This is a genomic window from Modestobacter lapidis (genome assembly GCF_054780755.1).
This window is the reverse complement of sequence record NZ_BAAGVS010000009.1, coordinates 115,183-133,723: the sequence shown is the minus strand read 5'-3', so window position 1 is coordinate 133,723 and position 18,541 is coordinate 115,183. Positions and strand designations below refer to the sequence as shown.

Here is an 18,541-nt window from a genome sequence, read left to right as displayed (position 1 = left end):
CTCGGGCGAACCGTCACACCCCGATGTCATCCTCACGCCCACGCGGGCTCAGAACCCCGACGATCATGAACCCCGACAAGATCACGAAAGATCAAGGTTAGGGCTGGCCGGTATACCGAAAGGCCCGAGACACGGGCGACGTTCCATCTCGGCGTCGCGGGGGTGCCCCCGTCTGGTCACGGACGAACCTCATCGGCCATGGGTGTCACCGCGCCGGGTAGCGGCCGGACGGCGGGGCCCTCGCCGTGAGCACCCGGAGGGCCCTGGGACCGACCGGACCGCACGGTGCCGACGCGAACCCGAAGTCATGATCGTCAAGAACCGTTAAGTCGGCATTCTGCAAGCAATCAGTGATTGTCACGAGTAACCAATGAGTCGAACCCCTCCAGCCTTCTTGTATCGACTCCAAGCGCTTACCAAAACCGCACAAGCCTTTGCTGAAGAACGGCACGAATGCTACCTTCGGAGGTAGCTCGGGCCCCGCTTCGCGGGGCCCATCGGCGTTTCTAGGGGTGACTCGTTGGTCATTGTCGGGTGGCGTTGAAGATGCACGGCGGAATGAAGATTTACGCCGGCGCGCCGGTGGCTGCCCGGCACTACGTGGAGGCCGACCGCGGCCGGGTCGACGACTACTACCTCACCGAGGGCACCGGCGTCGCCCGTCGCTTCACCACAACGGATGGTCGCGTGGCCGAGCTGGGGCCGCTGACCGGCGACGCCTACGAGACCTGGGTGGCTGGCCGCGACCCGGACACCGGCGAGCCGCGGGGGCAGCTGCGCACCGATGAGCACGCCGTTCGGTTCGCCGAGGTGGTGGTCAACGGCCCGAAGACGTGGTCGCTGGCCGCCGCGCTGGACCCGGACATCGCGACGGCGTACGAGGCGGCGCAGGACCGCGCCGCCGAGCAGATCATCGCCTGGCTCTCCGAGCACGCCACCACCCGGGTCGGCCCGCGCGGCGGGCAGGTGCAGATACCGCTGGAGGTGCTGGAGGCCGCGACGGTTCGGCACTACACCTCCCGGGCGAACGACCCGCACTGGCACCTGCACCTGCAGTTCCTGTCCCGGGTATTCGCCGCGGGGAAATGGCGCGGCTTGCACACCGTCGGCGTCCGCGACTTCTTGGGCGCGATCAACGGGATCGGGCACGCCGCGATGGCGTGTGACCCGGAATTGAACGCCGCCTTCGCCGCGCACGGCTACCGGAAGGGCGCTACGGGAGAAATACTGGAGCTCGCCGAGTACACGGGTCCGTTCAGCGCCCGGCACGCCCAGATCGCCCGGAATGTGGACCGCTACGAACAAGATTGGACCGCAGCGCACCCCGGCGAATCCCCCGGGCCGGTGCTGCGCCGAGCCTGGGACGTCCGGGCGTGGGCCGACGGCCGCCCGGACAAGATCACTGCCCAGCCCGGGGTCGGGCTGGAGGAACGCTGGCGGGCCGAGCTGTCCGCCCTCGGCTACCGCGACCCGGGAAAGCCGGTCGACCTGGCCCCCACCCCGATCGGGGCCCTCGATCGAGACGAACTGGTGCAGCGCGCGCTGGCCCGGCTCGCGGCCGGGCGGTCGGCGTGGAACGCCGCCGACATCCGGGGCGAGGCCGAGCGGCTGATCGCCGCCGCAGGCGTCGTCGCCGACGCCGGGGTGCGCATCGAGCTGGCCGAAGACCTCACCGCCCGCGCGATGGACCGGTGCGTGCCGTTGCTGGACCGCGACGGGGTGCCCGAGCACATCCGCGCGTGGACCTCCCAGCCGGTCCTCGACGTCGAAGCCGACCTGACCACCCGGCTCGCCGCCCGCGCTGCGCGCGGCGTGCCGGACACCGTCCCGGCACTGCCGGTCGAGCGCGTGGCCGCCGCCGGCCGGCTGGATGCCGGCCAAGCCGCGGCGGTCGCCGCGCTCGCCGGCGACCGGCCCCTGGTGGTGGTCGAGGGCGCCGCCGGGGCGGGCAAGACCACCACCCTGTCCGCCGCCCGCGACCTGCTCGAGGCACAACATCGCCGGCTCGTGGTGGTCACCCCCACCCGCAAGGCAGCCAAGGTGGCCGCCTGCGAGGTGGGGACGGCCGCCGGGTCGGCGGCATCCCTGGCCTTCCAGCACGGCTGGCGCTGGAACGACGAAGGGCGTTGGACCCGGCTCACCGCCGGCCAGGTCGACCCGGCGACCGGCCGTGTGTACGCCGGGCCGAACGAGGCCGCGCAGCTACGGCCCGGGGACCTGCTGCTGGTCGATGAGGCCGGGATGCTCGATCAGGACACCGCCCGCGCCCTGCTCACCGTCGCCGACGAGTGCCGGGTCCGGGTGGCGCTGCTCGGCGACCGGCACCAGCTGTCCGCGGTCGGCCGCGGCGGCGTCCTAGACCTCGCCATCGGCCAGGCCGACCCCGGGGCGCACCTGACACTCGACTCCGTGCACCGCTTCACCCGAACCGACGAGGAAGGCCGCACAACACGCGACACCGGCTACGCCGAGCTGACCCTGGCCATGCGCACCGGCGAGGACCTCGGCGCCGTCTTCGACGCCCTCCTCGCCCGCGGCCAGATCCGGCTGTTCCCCGACGCCGCCGCGCTGCGCGACGCGCTGGCCGCCACCGCCGCCGAGTCTTATGCCGCAGGCCGACCGGTGGCCGTGGTGGTGGACACCCGCGACCAGGCCGCCGAACTCAACACCGCCATCCGGGAACGGCTGGCCGTCGCCGGCCGGGTCGATGACCGAACGGTGGCCGTCACCGGCGCCGGGGAGCGGATCGGCGCCGGGGACCGGATCGCCACCCGGCGCAACGACCGTCACCTCGACGTCGCCAACCGCGACACCTGGGTGGTCACCGCGGTCGGCCGCCGCGGCGGGCTGCTCGTCACCCCTGCTGTCACCCCCACCGGCACCGTCCCCGGGAACGGGTCCGGCGGTGTCACCCCGGCCGGCCCAGGGACCCGCGTACTGCCCGCGGACTACGTCACCGAGCACGTCGAGCTCGCCTACGCCTCCACCGCGTACGGCGTGCAGGGCGACACCGTCACCGCCGCGCACGTGGTGGTCGGCGAGCAGACCGGCGCCTCCTCCTGCTATGTCGGGATGACCCGCGGCCGAACGGCGAACACCGCCCACCTCGTCGCCACCGACGCCGACCAGGCGCGGGGACAATGGATCGCCGTGTTCGCCCGCGACCGCGCAGACCTCGGCCCCGCGCACGCCGCCCAGCTCGCCGCCGCCGAGGCCGCCCGGTACGCCACTCCCCGCCCGCTGGAGCAGACGCTCGCCGACCTGCACTCTGCGTGGACGGCCGAGCAACGCTGCCTCGACCGGCTCGCCCACGACCTGCCGCGCCGGGACGCGCTGCGCGAGATCGTCGCGCTCGAGTCCGCCCACGCCGACCGGGCCGCCGCGCTCACAGATGCGTATCGGCAGACAGGGATCGACGCCCGCCACGCGACGGCGCGGGCCGACGTCAGCGGCGCGGTCGTCACCGCCGAGACCGACCGGATCCGCGACACGCTGCTCGGCAGCTGGGACACTGGGCGTGACGCCGCCCGTGACGCCGCGCAGGTCGTGCTCGATGGTCCCGGCCGGCTCCGGCTGCGGCGGGCGGCGGTGAACCGGGCCGGCGAGCAGCTGGTCGACTGGGCGGACGCCTGGCGGCCCTACCTGCCGGCCATGCCCACCGACCCGCAGCAGCTCGCGCGCCTGGCTGACCGGTCCGACGACCGACCGCGGCTGTGGACTGCCTTCGACTCCTACGCCCGCCACCACGCCGAACACGCCCATCCGGAGCACGCTCAGTTGCGCGAGACCGCAGCCACCGCCCAGGAGACCCACCGGCACGCCGGGGCCGCGCTGGCCGACGCCCGCCGTCAGCACGAGGACCGGCTCGCCCGCTTCGGACCTCTCGCCCGAACCCTCGACCCGGCGGAGCGACTGTCCGACACCGACCGGGCCATCACCGCCGCCCGAGCAGAACTGGCCGTCGTCGGCGCCCGCGTTGCGCGTCTGACGGCCGAGCCGGCTCTTCTCGCCCAGCCGGTCGACCGCCTCGCCCAGGAGCGGGTCACCTGGCGTGCACACCAGGACGCCGACCCGAACCCACACGGATCGGCCGCCCCGCTGCTGACCGCCTCCGAACCGGGTGTCCGCCGCCCGCGGCCCGAGGATCTTCAATACATCTCGCCGCACCGCGCCCCGGGGCGGGGCATATCGCGCTGAACGGGCGGCCCTCCCCGAGCCTCCGACGACGGGGCTGAGACTCGGCCGCCAGCGTCGACGCTCCGTCGCCCAGGCGGGGGTGGGTGCCGCGAGCCTACGGCGCTCACCACCACGCGGATGGTTCACCGGCGGCGTGCGGATCAGTGGGGGCACTTCGCCCGACAGCCGCCCACGCCGCGCCCACAAGACGCCCACAGAAGGGCCGTCCGCGACCAACGTCGACCGAACGCAGCAAACGGTATTTCTGCTGGTCAAGACACAGTTCCGCGGAGAATGCGCTGATCAGAAGAGCGTCTCTTGGGAACTTTTAATCCGCGGGTTGTGGGTTCGATCCCCACGGGGCCCACGAGACGGACCCAGCCCGGCGTCTTTCCTGGTCGGGGGCCGTTCTTGGTCGAGTCTGCACAGTCAGCCGAGTGCAGCCGTGACGGCTGCCTCTGCGCGCCTCCGAGCGGAGCCGTCGCCTTCGACGAGTGCGGAGATCACCGAGCCGTCGATCAGCAGGATCAAGGTGGCTCCGTCGGCGGCCGGCCGACCAGATCGCTCCAGCAACTCGGCGAGGGCGACGTCGATCCGGGCCCGTGCCTCACGAAGCAGGGGGCGCAGTCCGGGATACCGCCCACAGGCCAGGAAGCGTTCGTACAGGGAATGCAGTTCTCCATCGCCGGTCCGCCCGGGCCCGAGCACGACGTCGACGACGTGCTCGGCCGTGGCAGCCGCTGAGCGGGTCCTCCGGGGGAGCGCGGCAACCGCGCGATCCACTTGTTCGCGCTCGCCCTGCAGGATCCGCCCGACCGCAGCAACCAGCAGGTCGTCGAGGCTGTCGAAGTAGTACGTCGTCGCGGCCAGTGGCAGGCCGGCCGCGCTGGCCACTGCCCGGTGCGAGAGAGCGTCGGGCCCCGCGGCCGAGACCAGTGCTGCGGCAGTCTCGATGATGGCCGACCGACGGGCTTCGCCCTTGGCCGTCAGCTTCGCCGTCAATGGGCTGCCGAGGGTGCGAGCTGGAGGGCCAGCACGCCGCCGAGGATGAGGAGGATCGCCACGATGCGCACGGTCGTGGCGGCGTCGCCCAGGAACACCATCCCGACGACGGCCGTCCCACCTGCACCGATTCCTGTCCACACGGCGTAGGCCGATCCCACTGGCAGGGTCTTCAGCGCCGTCGACAGGAGGGCGAAGCTGACCGCGGCGCACGCGATGAAGGACACGGACCACCAGAGACGAGTGAAGGTCTCGGACATCTTCAGCGAGACGGCGAAGGCCGTCTCGAACAGGCCGGCGATGACGACCAAGGCCCAGGCCACGTAGGTACTCCTTCGATTTCCGGCGAGTGGTGGTACGACCGTACCAAAAACTGGTACAGCCGTACCGGAGCCGAGGCCGGGCCGGGGCCAGGCGAGCGACCGAGCGGGCGGCTCGTGTCGTGGTCCGGCGTCATGCTCGGCTCCGCGCGACCACGCCCCGGTGGTGGCCCCGACGACATGCCGGGGCGCGCCGCGCCGCCGACGTGACCGAGCACCCGGTAGCTCGTTCACCGGCCCTGACCTGCACGAACGCCCGATGGAGTCGACAAGGTGACGGCTGTGGAGGCGGGTCGTCGACCGCTGGGCGGGCCGGCGCAACGATTGTGTGACGGAGCTCCGCGGACCGTGGCTGGGCGCGTCCGGGGAGGCCTCGCAGCGCCTACTTTTCTGCCTTGTCGGCGGCACTTCCCCTGCCGCGACGGACAGCCCCGAGGAGTCCTGCGTGAACGCGCCCCCTGCACTGGCCACCCGATCGTCGTCCCCCGTCGTGTCGCTGCCCGCGGACGAGGAGCTGGACCTGGCAGCCCTGCTCGACCTGTTCACGGCCGAGGACGCCGAGGAGCACCCGGCGGCTGCTCCGCCGGTGCGCCGCTCGGCCCGCTCCGCCGGAGCCGCACTGCACGCCTGGGCCCAGGAGCTGCTGCGCCGGGCGATCGGCTGGGGCGCGGGCCCGGGGGGTGTCTGGCGTGCCTGGTGACGGTGGTGCGGTGCTGCTGTTCTGGCCGGTGGTGTCGCTGGTGGGCTTCGTCGTCCTGGCCGCCCTGGTCATCGCCCTGGGGGCCAGTTCGACCGCGCGGTACGAGTTCGAACGCAACCGGGTGCAGGGCGCGCGGCAGCAGGTGACCGCCGCGGTCGCCGACGTCCCGGCCGGTGACGGGCCCGCCGCCCGGCCGGCCGGTGACCACCCGCGCGGGGCCGCCGGCGGCAGCGGCGCGGCGACGCAGGAGCTGCGCAACGAGCGCGGCACGGCGGTCAGCGTGGCCAACCACCCCGCGGGCAAGCGGGTCGTGGAGCCCGGTGCGGCAGCGGCGTGGTGGCTGGTCGAGGAGCTGGGCGACCAGCCGGGCGGGCTCGTGGCCGGGCCGTTCCCCGACCGGATCGACGCGGACTGGGCCGCCCTGTCCGGTGGCGCGGCCACGGCCGTGCGCGTGGTCTACGGCGCGCGGCGCGCCGACGGCCGCGGCGTGGTCCGGCGGCCGCTGCCGCAGGAGCAGGCCTGGCTGAGCGAGCTCGGCGACCAGCTGGACCGGCTGGCCGAGGACTGGAACGCGCTGCTGTCCGACGAGGACGCGCTCACCACGCTGGTGGTCGAGGTGGCCGCGACGCTGGTCGAGGCGGGGCTGGCGCTGCACGACTGCGCGGGTGACGGCGCGGCCGGCGGCGTGTGCCTCACCCCCGGGCCGGGTCACTACGGGATCGTGGTGAGCTGGAGCCGGCACGACCGGTCGAGCCTGCAGCAGGCCCGGGGCGCGGCGATGGACGCGGCGGTGCAGCGGACGATGAACGCCGCGCTCGCCGACCTCCTGCTCGAGGCCGGCTTCGGCGTCGAGCCGTTCGGGGAGACGGGTTGCTGCCTCGTCACCGCGCCCGAGGAGCAGGGGTGAGCCCGCGGGGCTGAGCGCCTACGCCCCCTCGGCCCGGACGGCGATCAGCGCCACGTCGTCGTCCGCGCCCGCCGAGGGCAGCAGCTCGTGCACGATCCGGTCGCAGAGCCGCTCCAGGTCCAGGCCGGGGGAGTCGGCCAGCAGGTGAACCAGCCGCGCCAGGCCGTGGTCGAGATCGTGGCCCCGGCTCTCGATCAGGCCATCGGTGTACAGCAGCAGCGTCCCGCCGGCCGGCAGGGTGGCGGAGCGTTCCGGGCGGTCCCGCTCGGGCGCGACGCCCAGCGGCAGGCCCGGACGGTCGTCGAGCACCGAGACGGCGCCCGCCGGGGAGACCAGCAGCGGCGGCGGGTGGCCGGCGCTGCCCCAGCGCACCGTCCGGCCCGTCGAGTCCGCCGAGCCGGGCCCGATCTGGGCGACCAGGGCAGTGGCGAACACGTCGAAGCCGAAGATCGCGCACGCCCGGTCGACCGTGGCCAGCACCTCCGGTGCGGTCCGGACGGCGTCGTGCCCGGCCATCCGCACCATCGTCCGCAGCTGCCCCATGGCCGCGGCCGCGTCGATGTCGTGGCCGGCGACGTCGCCGATGACCAGGCTGGTGGTGCCCGCGGCGTCGAGGTAGGCGTCGTACCAGTCACCACCGACCAGCTGGGCCCGCCCGGCCGGCCGGTAGCGGGCGGCCATCCGCAGGCCGGCGGGGCGGGGCAGCAGGGCGGGCAGCAGCGCCCGCTGCATCGTCTCCGACAGGGCCCGCTGCAGCTGGAACAGGAGTGCGTTCTCCACCACCAGGCCGGCCCGCCCGGCGAGCGCCTCGACCAGGGCGCGGTCCTCGTCGGTGTAGGGGGCCGAACCGGCCGTCCGGCCGATCACGACCACCGCCGCGACATCGCCGCGGCTGCTCAGCGGGGCGATCAGCGCGCTGCTGACGTCCAACCGCTGGGCGGCGGCGCGCTGGGCGGCGCTGAGCCCCGGGGCCCGGGCCGGCTCCACCAGCTCGACCTCGCCGGTGATCGCCACGTGACCGGGGCCCACCGCCTCACCGGTGCGGCGGCCCGCCGAGTGCACCCACTCCTCGAGCACCCCGGTGGCGGACGGGTCGCTGTGCCGCACCGCCACCGCGGTGAGCCCGCCGTCGCGCTGGACGGCGCACACGTAGGCGAAGTCGCCGATCGCCGGGACGGCGAGCGCCGCGATCGCCTGCCACACCCCGTCCAGGTCCAGCCCCGTGGTGAGCAGTTCGCTGATCCGGGCCAGCAGGTTGGCCCGCTCGGCCTCGGTGCGGGCCCGCGCCGTGGCCGCCTCCGCCTCGCGCGCCGCGGCCTCGGCCGCGGCGCGGGACTCCTCGACCCGGCGGACGGCGATGCGCAGCCCGACCTCCCGCGAGGCCACGGCCGCGAGGTCCTCGATCAGCGCGACGTCGTCGGCCGACCAGGTGCGCACCTCCGTGTCGACGACGCAGAAGGTGCCCAGGACCTCGCCCTCGGGCGTGTGCACCGGGAATCCCGCCCAGGCCCGGACGCCCATGGACACGATCGAGGGGTTGTCCCGCGTCCGTTCGTCGGCGGTGACGTCGCCCAGCACCAGCGGTTCCCCGCCCGCCACGACGTACTGGCAGAACGACTCCTCGAGGGTGTTCTCGGCGGGGCCGCCGGCGGCGATGCCCTGCCGGCTCAGCCAGTAGGAGCGTTCGTCGTCCACGACCGTCAGGAACGCGAAGGGCGCACCGGTCAGCCGCTGGGCCAGTCCGGTCAGCCGGTCGAAGGACTCCTCGGCGATGGCGTCCAGCAGCTCGGTCGCCCGGACGGCGGTGAGCCGGGCGGGCGAGCGAGTCGGATCGTCCGACCCGGCTCTTTGGGTGTGCACGACCAGATCTTGCCCGATCCGGTTCGGTGGGCGGCGGATGTCGCCGGCCACTACCGGTCGTCGGGACGGACCAGCCGCAGGTGCGGGCCGGTGCGGACGTCCGGAACCTGGACCGGGGGCAGCCCGGCTGCCCGGCGGACCCGGTGCTCCGGGACGTCCAGGGCCCGGGCCAGGTGGGCGGCGATGCCCTCGCTGATGAAGCTGCGCCCGCTGCCGCGGGCCATCCGCTCGATCGTCTCCGCCGGGAGCACGAATCCCGAGCGCCATGACGCATCGTCAGCACTCCGGCCGAGTTCCCACAGCCGGCGCCGGACCAGGTCGTGCAGTGGATGGCGGCCCATTCGTGCAGGTTAGGGCGGGCGTCCGGGGCCGGCATCCCCGGACGTGAGGGATGCCACACGCCGTTCCGGGCCCCTTACGGGGGGTCAGCGGCACCCCAACGGAACTGTCCGGGGCCGCAAGGGGGGACCATGGACCTCCGACCGACCGACGACGACCCAGGGGAGGACCGACCGTGATCCAGGCTGCTGTCGATGTCCTCCGTGCCGCCGAGGTCGCCCGCGCCTGCCACCGCTGGCAGACGGACGTGACCGGCCGGCCCTACTTCGACGCGCACGTGGTCGAGGTCCACCGGCGGGTGGCGCGCGAGTCCACGGCCGTGCAGGCCGTGGCGCTGCTGCACGACGCGCTCACCGGCGCCGGGTGCACCGAGGACGAGCTGGGCCGGGACTTCCCGGCCCACGTGGTGGACGCCGTGCTCGCCCTGACGCCGCGTTCCGGTGAGACCCCGGCGCAGTACTACGAGCGGGTGCGGGCCGACCCCCTGGCGCGGCAGGTGAAGCTGGCGGACCTCGAGGTGCTCACCGACCCCGCGCGGCTGACCGAGCTGGACGAGGCGGCCCGGGCCCGGCTGACCGAGGAGCACCGGGCCGCGCTCGCCGTGCTCAGCTGACCCCGGCGCCACCCCGTCCGGTGGCCGGCACCTGGAGGTCGGCCAGGAGGCCGCGGATGCGGCCCTCGATCTCGTTCCGGATCGGCCGCACCGACGCCACGCCCTTGCCGGCCGGGTCCTCGAGGGCCCAGTCGAGGTAGCGCCTGCCCGGAAAGACCGGGCAGGCGTCACCGCAGCCCATGGTGATGACCACGTCGGAGGCCTCGACGGCCTCGGCGGTGAGCACCTTCGGGCGCTGGTCGGCGATGTCGATCCCGACCTCGGCCATCGCCTCGACGGCCGCGGGGTTGACCTGGTCGCCGGGGAGCGAGCCGGCCGACCGCACCTCGACGGCGTCGCCGGCCAGATGGCGCAGCCAGCCCGCGGCCATCTGGGAGCGGCCGGCGTTGTGCACGCAGACGAACAGCACGCTGGGCCGGCCGGTGGGGGAGGTCATCGGGCGGTCCGGACGGCGTCGGGGACGGTCGGGTCGCCGGGGAACCAGCGCCGCGCCGCCCAGAGGGAGACGTACACGAGGCCGACCAGCACCGGCACCTCGATGAGCGGGCCGACCACGCCGGCGAGGGCCTGGCCGCTGGTCACCCCGAACGTGCCGATGGCCACGGCGATGGCGAGTTCGAAGTTGTTGCCCGCCGCGGTGAAGGCCAGCGTCGCGGTCCTGGCGTATCCCAGCCGCAGCCGCATGCCGAGCAGGAACGAGCCGCCGAACATCAGCGCGAAGTAGGCCAGCAGGGGCAGGGCGATGCGGGCGACGTCCCAGGGGTTGGACGTGATGGCGTCCCCCTGCAGGGCGAAGAGCATCACGATGGTGAACAGCAGGCCGTAGAGCGCGACCGGGCCGATCCGGGGCAGGAACGTCGACTCGTACCAGTCCCGGCCCCTGGCGCGCTCGCCGAACGTGCGGGTCAGGAAGCCGGCCAGCAGCGGGATGCCGAGGAAGACGAGCACGCTGAGCACGATGGCCCAGACGCTGAAGTCGGCCGACGTCGTCGCCAGGCCGAGCCAGCCGGGCAGCACCTGTAGGTAGAACCAGCCCAGGGCGGCGAAGGCGAGGATCTGGAAGACCGAGTTGATCGCCACCAGGACCGCCGCGGCCTCGCGGTCGCCGCAGGACAGGTCGTTCCAGATCAGCACCATGGCGATGCAGCGGGCCAGCCCGACGATGATCAGCCCGGTGCGGTACTCGGGCAGATCGGGCAGCAGCAGCCAGGCCAGGGCGAACATCAGCGCCGGGCCGAGCAGCCAGTTGAGCACCAGCGAGGCGATCAGCAGCTTCCGGTCGCCGGTCACCCGGTCGAGCTCGGAGTACCGCACCTTGGCCAGCACCGGGTACATCATCAGTAGCAGGCCGATGGCGATCGGCAGGCTCACGTCGCCGACCTGGACGGCGTTCAGGGCGTCGTCCAGGCCGGGGACCAGGCGGCCGAGCAGCAGGCCGAGGGCCATCGCCGCGATGATCCACACCGCCAGGAACCGGTCCAGGGTGCTCAGCCGCTGCAGCACGGGGGCCTCGACGGTCGTGCCGGGGCGGGCGGTCTCCCGGATGGCGTCGCTCATGCCCGGGCCCCCGCCAGCGGAGCGGGCGCGAACAGGGTGGCCACGGCGGTGAGGGCCTCGGGGCGGACGGCGTACCAGACCCAGACCCCCCGCTTCTCCCGGTCCAGGACGCCGGCCGAGTGCAGCACCTTGAGGTGGTGGCTGATCGTGGCCTGGGTCTGGTCGAAGGCGTCGTTGAGGTCGCAGACGCACGCCTCGCCGCCCTCGGCGGCCGCGATCAGGCTGACCAGGCGCAGCCGCACCGGGTCGGCGAGGGCCTTGAGCAGTGGGACGACCTGATCGGCCTGCTCGGGGCTGATCGGGGTGCCGGTCACCGGCGTGCAGCAGGCGAAGCCTGGATCGGTCATGGGACCTCCTCCTGGGCATCCATCGGCGCCCATGGTAACGACGAACATCGTATTGACAAGTATCGATGCCAGGTCCACAGTCGCATCCATCGACGAGCGTCGATGTCTGATGAGGAGCGTGATCCCATGTCCCGCGTTCAACTGGCTCTCCGGGTGGCTGACCTCGAGGGAGCGATCGAGTTCTACTCGCGGCTGTTCGACACGGCCCCGGCCAAGCGCCGGCCCGGTTACGCCAACTTCGCCGTCGCCGAGCCGCCGCTGAAGCTCGTGCTGCTGGAGGGTGAGCCCGGCGAGGCGACCCGGATGGACCACCTGGGCGTGGAGGTGGCGACCTCCGACGAGGTCACCGCGGCCACCGGCCGGCTGGCCGCTGCCGGACTGGCCACCCGGCCGGAGGACGACACCACCTGCTGCTACGCGCTGCAGGACAAGGTCTGGGTGACCGGCCCGGGCGGGGAGCCGTGGGAGGTCTACACCGTCAAGGGTGACGCCCGCCCCGACCTGGAGGGCCGGACGGCGATCGGGAAGTCCGTCGTCGCCGGCGACGGCACCTGCTGCCGGAGCTGACCGGGCATGAGGGGGACCGGTCCGGGGCACTGGACGGGTTCCCCTCGTCCCCGGGAGCTCCGATGACCCGCTCGATCGCCCACCAGGCCGCCGAGGAACTCGGCGGGCCCGGCAGCGTGCTGGTGCGCCAGCGCGCCGACCACGTCCGGCTCGACCAGCTCCTGCACCAGCTCGACGGCACGACCGGCGCCGCGCAGACGCGCGTGCTGCGGCGGATCGACCGGCTGGTGTTCAGCCACGCGTTCGCCGAGGAGACCGTGCTCTGGCCGGTGCTGCGCCGGGTGCTGCCCGACGGGGAGGCGCTCACCCTCCGCGTCGAGGAGGAGCACCAGGAGGTCAACGAGCTGGTCAGCACGCTGGAGACCACCCCGCACGACGACCCGCGCCGCGCCGCGCTGCTGACCCGGCTGGTGCAGGTCCTCCGCGAGGACGTCCGCGACGAGGAGGACGTGCTCCTGCCGCGCCTGCAGGAACGGGTGGACGCCGCCGGGCTGCGCCGGCTCGGCCGGCAGTGGGAACTGGTCCGCCGGATCTCCCCGACCCGGCCGCACCCCACGGTGTCCCGCCGTCCGCCGGGGAACGTGCTGTCGGCCCTCCCGCTGAGCCTGCTCGACCGCACCCGCGACCTGGTCGACGCCGGCGTGCAGCGCGCGCCGAGCCGGCTGGCGCCGGCCGGGAAGGCCGTCAGTCGCGGGCTGGCGATGGTCGCCGGTCTGGTGGAGCGGGTGCCGCCGGCCCGGACCGGCGACCGGCCACCGACCAGCCGCTGACCCCGCGGAGCACCGGTTGTGCACGACGGGCACGATCGGTGGCATGTCCTACCGCGCTGCCGAGTCCCGTTACGAGTCGATGTCCTACCGGAGGTGCGGTGCCAGCGGCCTCGACCTGCCGGCGATCAGCCTGGGGCTGTGGCACAACTTCGGCGACGACGTCCCGTTCGGCCGGCAGCGCGACATCCTGCACCGCGCCTTCGACCGCGGCGTCACGCACTTCGACCTGGCCAACAACTACGGTCCGCCCTACGGCGCGGCCGAGACGAACTTCGGTCGGCACCTGCGCGACTCCTTCGCTCCCTACCGTGACGAGCTGGTGCTCTCCACCAAGGCCGGCTACGACATGTGGCCCGGCCCCTATGGGCAGGGCGGCGGCTCGCGGAAGCACCTGACGGCCAGCCTCGACCAGTCGCTGCGCCGGATGGGCGTCGACCACGTCGACGTCTTCTACTCCCACCGCTTCGACTCCAGCACCCCGCTGGAGGAGACGATGGGCGCCCTGCACAGCGCCGTCCAGGCCGGCAAGGCCCGCTACGTCGGCGTCTCCTCCTACTCGGCGGCCGACACCGCCCGCGCCGCGGAGATCCTGGCCGACCTCGGCACGCCGCTGCTCATCCACCAGCCCTCGTACTCGATGCTCAACCGCTGGATCGAGAGCGACCAGCTGCTCGACACCCTGACCGATGCCGGCGCCGGCTGCATCGCCTTCTCCCCGCTGGCTCAGGGCATGCTCACCGACAAGTACCTGGACGGCGTGCCCGAGGGCTCCCGGGCCAGCCAGGGGAAGTCGCTGTCGACCGACCTGCTCACCGACGAGGCGCTCGGGCACATCCGTGCGCTCGACGAGCTCGCCCGGTCGCGTGGGCAGAGCCTGGCCCAGCTGGCGCTGGCCTGGGCGCTCCGCGACCAGCGGGTGACCTCGGTGCTCATCGGGGCCAGCAGCGTCGCCCAGCTCGACGACAGCCTGGGTGCCCTCGCGCGGCTCGACTTCACCGCCGAGGAGCTGGCCGCCATCGACGCGCACGCCGTCGACGCCGGCATCGACATCTGGTCGGGTTTCCGCACCTCGTGACCGGCGGGCGCGCGGTCCGGCCCTGCATGGTCTGATCGCCGGGACGGGCCGGCGCCGCCGCCGGCCACCGACCGCGAGGGAGCCGCATGTCCGACACGTCGTCCACCGAGGTCCTGCTGGAGGTCGACGAGGGCGTCGCCGTCGTCACGCTCAACGCGCCGCAGCGGCGCAACGCGCTGACGCCGGCGATGGCCGCGGAGTTCGTCGCCGCCCTCGACGAGGCCGACGCGCGGCCGGAGGTCGGTGCGGTGGTGGTGCGCGGCGTCGGGCGGTCCTTCTGCGCCGGCGGCGACGTGCAGACGCTCACCGACGCCGGCCGGGACCCGGCCGCGCCGGGCGCCTACGCCGGCATGGGGGCGATCTACGACTCCTTCTACCGGCTGGGCCAGGTGCGGACGCCGACCATCGCCGCCGTCCGGGGATCGGCGGTGGGTGCGGGGATGAACCTGCTGCTCGCCGCCGACCTGCGGATCGTCGCCCGCGACGCCCGGCTGCTGTGCGGCTTCCTGAAGCGGGGCCTGCACCCCGGGGGCGGGCACTTCGTGCTCCTCTCCCGGCTGGTGGGCCGGGAGGCGGCGGCGGCGATGGCGCTGTTCGGCGAGGAGGTGGACGGCGCGCGCGCCGTCGAGCTGGGGCTGGCGTGGGAGACGGTGGACGACGCCGCGGTCGAGGACCGCGCCCGGGAGCTCGCCGTCCGGGTGGCAGCCGACCCCGAACTCGCCCGGGTCGCGGCGGCGAACTTCCGCACGGAGACCGGCCCGCCGCAGGTGAGCTGGGAGGTGGCCACCCAGTTCGAGCGGCCGGCGCAGATGTGGTCGATGCGCCGGTCGGCCGACTGAGGAAGGGCGGGCCGGTGCTCGGTGACACCGAGCACCGGCCGTCCGGATCAGGTGGTCTGCTGCGGCTTCGGGTCGTCGCGGGCGTCGAGCTGGATCTCCTTGTCCGCGCGCGGCACGCCCTCCTTCAGCTCCTTCGTGCGCTCCATCTCGGCGTCGAGCTCGATGCCGAACAGCAGCGCCAGGTTGATCAGCCAGAACCAGATCAGGAAGATCACCACACCGGCCAGCGCCCCGTAGGTGGCGTTGTAGCTGCCGAAGTTGGCGACGTAGAAGGCGAACAGCGCCGAGGCGAGGACCGCGACGAGGATCGCGACACCCGCTCCGGGGCTGACCCACTTGAAGCCGCGCAGCTTCACGTTCGGGGTGGAGTAGTAGAGGACGGCGATCATCAGCGCCAGGATGACCAGCATCACCGGCCACTTGGCCCAGGTCCAGACGGTCAGCACGGTGTCGCCCAGGCCGATGGCCTGACCGATCGCGTCGACGACCGGGCCGCTGAGCACCAGCATCGCCACGAGCACCGCGGCGAACAGGATCCCGATCAGCGTGATCAGCAGCTGCAGCGGCTTGAGCTTCCAGATTTTGCGACCCTCGGGGGTCTCGTAGATGACGTTCGCCGCCCGGGTGAACGCCCCGACGTAGCCCGAGGCCGACCAGACGGCACCGGCGAGACCGAGGATCAGCCCGAAGCCCACGGGGGCGGTGTTCCCGGCGAGCTGCTGGATCACCGGGTTGAGGGTCTCGGCGGCGGTAGCCGGCACCACCGCGGTCAGCGCATCGGTGAGCGTCGTCGGGTCGGTCAGCAGGCCCACGATGGACAGCAGCGCGATGAGGGCCGGGAACAGTGCCAGCACGCCGTAGTAGGTGAGCGACGCGGCCCAGTCGGTCAGCCCGTCCTCGCTGAACTCCTTCAGCGTGCGCTTGAGCGTGCCACCGGTGGTGGCCTTGCCGTCGGCGCCGGTGGGCGCGAAGTCGGCGCGCTCCCGGCTGATGTTGTCGTCGCCGGGCGCGGTGTCGGCGGGGTCCTGGGCCGGTCCGCCGCCCCGGGCTCGTTCGTCGGGGTCGGTTCTGCGTGCTCCGGCCATCGGGGCCTCCGGGAAGATCAGGGACAGGGCGTCCGGTCCCTGCCCCGGACCACTGCCTCCCACGCGTGCAGCGGGGCGATTCCGGCAACAGCGAGTCCGATCCGTGACCGACCGCAGCCGCCCGGACCGGTCGCCGGGCAGACACGCCGGACACTGTGGCCACAGAAGGCGACACGTGTCACACACTGTTCACCCAGGAAGTCCCCCGGTCGAGGATTGACCGCGGGTCCGGCCGGGAAGTGCTGAGCCAGACGAACGGCCCGCCCTTCCCCGGCGGGTGCCCCGAAGAGGACGTGGAGCGATAGATGGTGTTGTGGCCGGCGGTGACCCTCCTCGGTTTCCTGCTCTTGACCGCCCTGGTGATCGCCATGGGCATCCAGTCGACGGCGCGGTACGAGGCCGAGAAGCAGGAGGCGGACGCACCCCGCGGGCGGCACGCCGGCGCGGATCCCGTGCGCGCCACCGCGGCCCTGTAAGCCCCTCGGTCAGGCCCCGTCCAGAGGCTCGTCCCGAGCTTGCGAGGGATGAGGAGGACGGCGTCCTTCCTCAGAACCAGCTCTCGCGCATGTCCAGCGCGGTCCGGTCGAGCGAGGCCAGCAGGTCCAGCTGGGCGGCGACCTTCGGCAGCTCCCAGCGCTGGAAGAACCGCGCGGCCTGCCGCTTGCCGGCCGCGAGGTCGTCGTCCCGGCCCTCGGCTGCCAGCGCCTGCTCCAGCCACAGCCACGCCACCACCAGGTGCCCGGCCGCCTCCAGGTAGACGGCGGCGTTGGCCAGCGTCAGCTGCGGGTCGCCGGCGCCCCAGAGCGTGCCGGTCACCTCGGTCAGCCGGGCGACGGTGGCGTCGAGGTCGGCGGCCAGGTCCGCCCAGGGCGTGCCGGCCGCCCGCGCCGTCGTCGCCGTGATCGCCCCGGCCAGCAGGCCGAGGCCCGCGCCGCCGCCCATGACCACCTTGCGGCCGAGCAGGTCGAGCGCCTGGATGCCGTGCGTGCCCTCGTGGATCGGGTTGAGCCGGTTGTCCCGGTAGAACTGCTCGACCGGGAAGTCGCGGGTGTAGCCGGCCCCGCCGTGCACCTGGATGGCCAGGTCGTCCGCGGCCAGGCACCACTGCGACGGCCAGCTCTTGGCGATCGGGGTGAGCACCTCCAGCAGCAGTCGGGCGCGGGCCCGGTCCTCGTCGCGATCGGCGGTGGCCTCCTCGTCGACGAGGCGGGCGCAGTACAGGCCCAGCGCGAGGCCGCCCTCGACGTAGGACTTGGCGGCCAGCAGCATCCGCCGGACGTCGGGGTGCTCGATGATCGGCACGGGCGCGGCGGCGGCGTCCTTCGGGTGCCCGGCCGTGCCGGCCACCGGGCGGCCCTGCGTACGGGTCCGGGCGTACTCCACCGCGTGCAGGTAACCGGTGTAGCCCAGCGCCGTGGCGCCCAGGCCCACGCCGATCCGGGCCTCGTTCATCATGGAGAACATGTAGGTCAGGCCGCGGTGCTCCGCGCCGACGAGGAAGCCGACCGCGCCGGGGCGTCCGCCGGGGGTGTGCCCGCCCTCGCCGAAGTTCAGCGCGGTGTTGGTCGTCCCGCGGTAGCCCATCTTGTGGTTGAGCCCGGCCAGCGTGACGTCGTTGCGCTCGCCGAGGCTGCCGTCCGCGGCCACCAGGAACTTGGGGACGACGAACAGCGAGATGCCCTTCACCCCGGGCGGGCCCCCGGGCACCTTGGCGAGTACCAGGTGGACGATGTTCTCGGTCAGCTCGTGGTCGCCGCCGGAGATCCACATCTTGTGACCGGTCAGCCGGTAGCTGCCGTCGTCCTGACGGACGGCGCGGGTGGTGATGTCGGCCAGCGACGAGCCGGCCTGCGGCTCGGACAGCGCCATGGTGCCGAACCAGCGGCCCTCGGCCATCGGCGGGACGTAGGTCGCGACCTGCTCCGGGGTGCCGTGCGCCACCAGCAGGTTGGCGTTGGCCATGGTCAGGAACGGATAGGCCGAGGTGCCGATGTTGGCCGCCTGGAACCACGCGTGCACCGCCTGGTTGACCACCGCGGGCAGTTGCATGCCGCCCAGCTCCTCCGGTAGCGCGGCGGCGTTCATGCCGGCCTCGGCGAAGACCCGCAGCGCGGCAGCCACCTCGGGCACGAGCACCACCCGGCCGTCGACGACGTGCGGCTCGTGCTCGTCGGCGGTGCGGTTGTGCGGCGCGAAGTGCTCGGTGGCGATCTGCGCGGCCAGGTCCAGCACCGCGTCGATCGTCTCGCGCGAGTGCTCGGCGAACCGGGCCCGCTCGCCCAGCTCCGCCACCCGCAGCCAGTCGTGCAGCAGGAAGTCCAGGTCGCGACGGGACAGGACCAGCGACGAACGCACGGGTTCCTCCGAGGGTGGTGCTGCCGGTG

General features: G+C 73.5%; 18 protein-coding genes. 9 read left to right on the top strand and 9 right to left on the bottom strand.

Annotation, left to right across the window (positions count from 1 at the left end; genetic code table 11):
- Positions 1–558 precede the first annotated feature (558 nt).
- Complete coding sequence (mobF, locus tag ACYVG5_RS12065) at positions 559–4,197, top strand: MobF family relaxase (RefSeq protein ID WP_222049333.1); 3,639 nt, start codon at positions 559–561, stop codon at positions 4,195–4,197.
- Between the two features lie 408 nt (positions 4,198–4,605).
- Here mobF and ACYVG5_RS12060 read toward each other — a convergent pair whose 3' ends face one another.
- Both ACYVG5_RS12060 and ACYVG5_RS12055 read right to left on the bottom strand, forming a co-directional pair.
- Complete coding sequence (locus tag ACYVG5_RS12060; RefSeq protein ID WP_222049334.1) at positions 4,606–5,178, bottom strand: TetR/AcrR family transcriptional regulator; 573 nt, start codon at positions 5,176–5,178, stop codon at positions 4,606–4,608.
- Positions 5,175–5,501: a DMT family transporter gene (locus tag ACYVG5_RS12055; RefSeq protein WP_222049335.1), complete on the bottom strand. Its 327-nt coding sequence runs from the start codon at positions 5,499–5,501 to the stop codon at positions 5,175–5,177. The genes ACYVG5_RS12060 and ACYVG5_RS12055 overlap by 4 nt, the downstream gene beginning before the upstream one ends.
- 442 nt (positions 5,502–5,943) lie before the next feature.
- On the opposite strand from ACYVG5_RS12055, the gene ACYVG5_RS12050 reads away from it, so the two are divergent.
- Together ACYVG5_RS12050 and ACYVG5_RS12045 are read left to right on the top strand one after the other, a co-directional pair.
- Entirely contained in the window at positions 5,944–6,198 is a 255-nt protein-coding gene (locus ACYVG5_RS12050) for a hypothetical protein (protein ID WP_222049336.1), read from the top strand.
- The gene (locus ACYVG5_RS12045) at positions 6,188–7,105 is read left to right on the top strand and encodes a hypothetical protein (protein WP_460683212.1); all 918 of its coding nucleotides are present in this window, start codon (positions 6,188–6,190) and stop codon (positions 7,103–7,105) included. The genes ACYVG5_RS12050 and ACYVG5_RS12045 overlap by 11 nt, the downstream gene beginning before the upstream one ends.
- Positions 7,106–7,123: 18 nt before the next feature.
- On the opposite strand, the gene ACYVG5_RS12040 is transcribed toward ACYVG5_RS12045, so the two are convergent.
- Both ACYVG5_RS12040 and ACYVG5_RS12035 read right to left on the bottom strand, forming a co-directional pair.
- Entirely contained in the window at positions 7,124–8,965 is a 1,842-nt protein-coding gene (locus ACYVG5_RS12040; protein WP_222049337.1) for a SpoIIE family protein phosphatase, read from the bottom strand.
- Positions 8,966–9,015: 50 nt separating this feature from the next.
- Positions 9,016–9,306, bottom strand: a complete 291-nt coding sequence (locus tag ACYVG5_RS12035; RefSeq protein ID WP_222049338.1) for a hypothetical protein — start codon at positions 9,304–9,306, stop codon at positions 9,016–9,018.
- Between the two features lie 173 nt (positions 9,307–9,479).
- On the opposite strand from ACYVG5_RS12035, the gene ACYVG5_RS12030 reads away from it, so the two are divergent.
- The gene (locus tag ACYVG5_RS12030) at positions 9,480–9,917 is read left to right on the top strand and encodes a phosphohydrolase (RefSeq protein ID WP_222049339.1); all 438 of its coding nucleotides are present in this window, start codon (positions 9,480–9,482) and stop codon (positions 9,915–9,917) included.
- Here ACYVG5_RS12030 and ACYVG5_RS12025 read toward each other — a convergent pair.
- The 3 genes from ACYVG5_RS12025 to ACYVG5_RS12015 are packed head-to-tail and all read right to left on the bottom strand — an operon-like array spanning position 9,910 to position 11,821.
- Positions 9,910–10,353: an arsenate reductase ArsC gene (locus ACYVG5_RS12025; RefSeq protein ID WP_222049340.1), complete on the bottom strand. Its 444-nt coding sequence runs from the start codon at positions 10,351–10,353 to the stop codon at positions 9,910–9,912. The genes ACYVG5_RS12030 and ACYVG5_RS12025 overlap by 8 nt on opposite strands.
- Positions 10,350–11,474, bottom strand: a complete 1,125-nt coding sequence (gene arsB, locus ACYVG5_RS12020) for an ACR3 family arsenite efflux transporter (RefSeq protein ID WP_246630588.1) — start codon at positions 11,472–11,474, stop codon at positions 10,350–10,352. The genes ACYVG5_RS12025 and arsB overlap by 4 nt, the downstream gene beginning before the upstream one ends.
- Complete coding sequence (locus ACYVG5_RS12015; protein ID WP_222049341.1) at positions 11,471–11,821, bottom strand: metalloregulator ArsR/SmtB family transcription factor; 351 nt, start codon at positions 11,819–11,821, stop codon at positions 11,471–11,473. Before ACYVG5_RS12015 ends, arsB begins: the two co-directional genes overlap by 4 nt.
- A gap of 126 nt (positions 11,822–11,947) precedes the next feature.
- On the opposite strand from ACYVG5_RS12015, the gene ACYVG5_RS12010 reads away from it, so the two are divergent.
- The 4 genes from ACYVG5_RS12010 (at position 11,948) to ACYVG5_RS11995 (ending at position 15,072) form a co-directional block, all read left to right on the top strand.
- Complete coding sequence (locus ACYVG5_RS12010; RefSeq protein ID WP_222049342.1) at positions 11,948–12,388, top strand: ArsI/CadI family heavy metal resistance metalloenzyme; 441 nt, start codon at positions 11,948–11,950, stop codon at positions 12,386–12,388.
- A gap of 62 nt (positions 12,389–12,450) precedes the next feature.
- The gene (locus ACYVG5_RS12005) at positions 12,451–13,158 is read left to right on the top strand and encodes a hemerythrin domain-containing protein (protein WP_222049343.1); all 708 of its coding nucleotides are present in this window, start codon (positions 12,451–12,453) and stop codon (positions 13,156–13,158) included.
- A gap of 43 nt (positions 13,159–13,201) precedes the next feature.
- Entirely contained in the window at positions 13,202–14,233 is a 1,032-nt protein-coding gene (mgrA, locus tag ACYVG5_RS12000; protein ID WP_222049344.1) for an L-glyceraldehyde 3-phosphate reductase, read from the top strand.
- Between the two features lie 86 nt (positions 14,234–14,319).
- Complete coding sequence (locus ACYVG5_RS11995; protein ID WP_222049345.1) at positions 14,320–15,072, top strand: enoyl-CoA hydratase-related protein; 753 nt, start codon at positions 14,320–14,322, stop codon at positions 15,070–15,072.
- Between the two features lie 47 nt (positions 15,073–15,119).
- On the opposite strand, the gene ACYVG5_RS11990 is transcribed toward ACYVG5_RS11995, so the two are convergent.
- Positions 15,120–16,157 carry a YihY/virulence factor BrkB family protein gene (locus tag ACYVG5_RS11990; RefSeq protein WP_222049437.1) on the bottom strand — a complete coding sequence of 346 codons (1,038 nt, stop codon included), beginning with the start codon at positions 16,155–16,157 and terminating at the stop codon, positions 15,120–15,122.
- Positions 16,158–16,462: 305 nt separating this feature from the next.
- On the opposite strand from ACYVG5_RS11990, the gene ACYVG5_RS11985 reads away from it, so the two are divergent.
- Entirely contained in the window at positions 16,463–16,633 is a 171-nt protein-coding gene (locus ACYVG5_RS11985; protein ID WP_222049346.1) for a hypothetical protein, read from the top strand.
- Between the two features lie 70 nt (positions 16,634–16,703).
- On the opposite strand, the gene ACYVG5_RS11980 is transcribed toward ACYVG5_RS11985, so the two are convergent.
- Complete coding sequence (locus tag ACYVG5_RS11980) at positions 16,704–18,512, bottom strand: acyl-CoA dehydrogenase (RefSeq protein ID WP_222049347.1); 1,809 nt, start codon at positions 18,510–18,512, stop codon at positions 16,704–16,706.
- Positions 18,513–18,541: the final 29 nt, after the last annotated feature.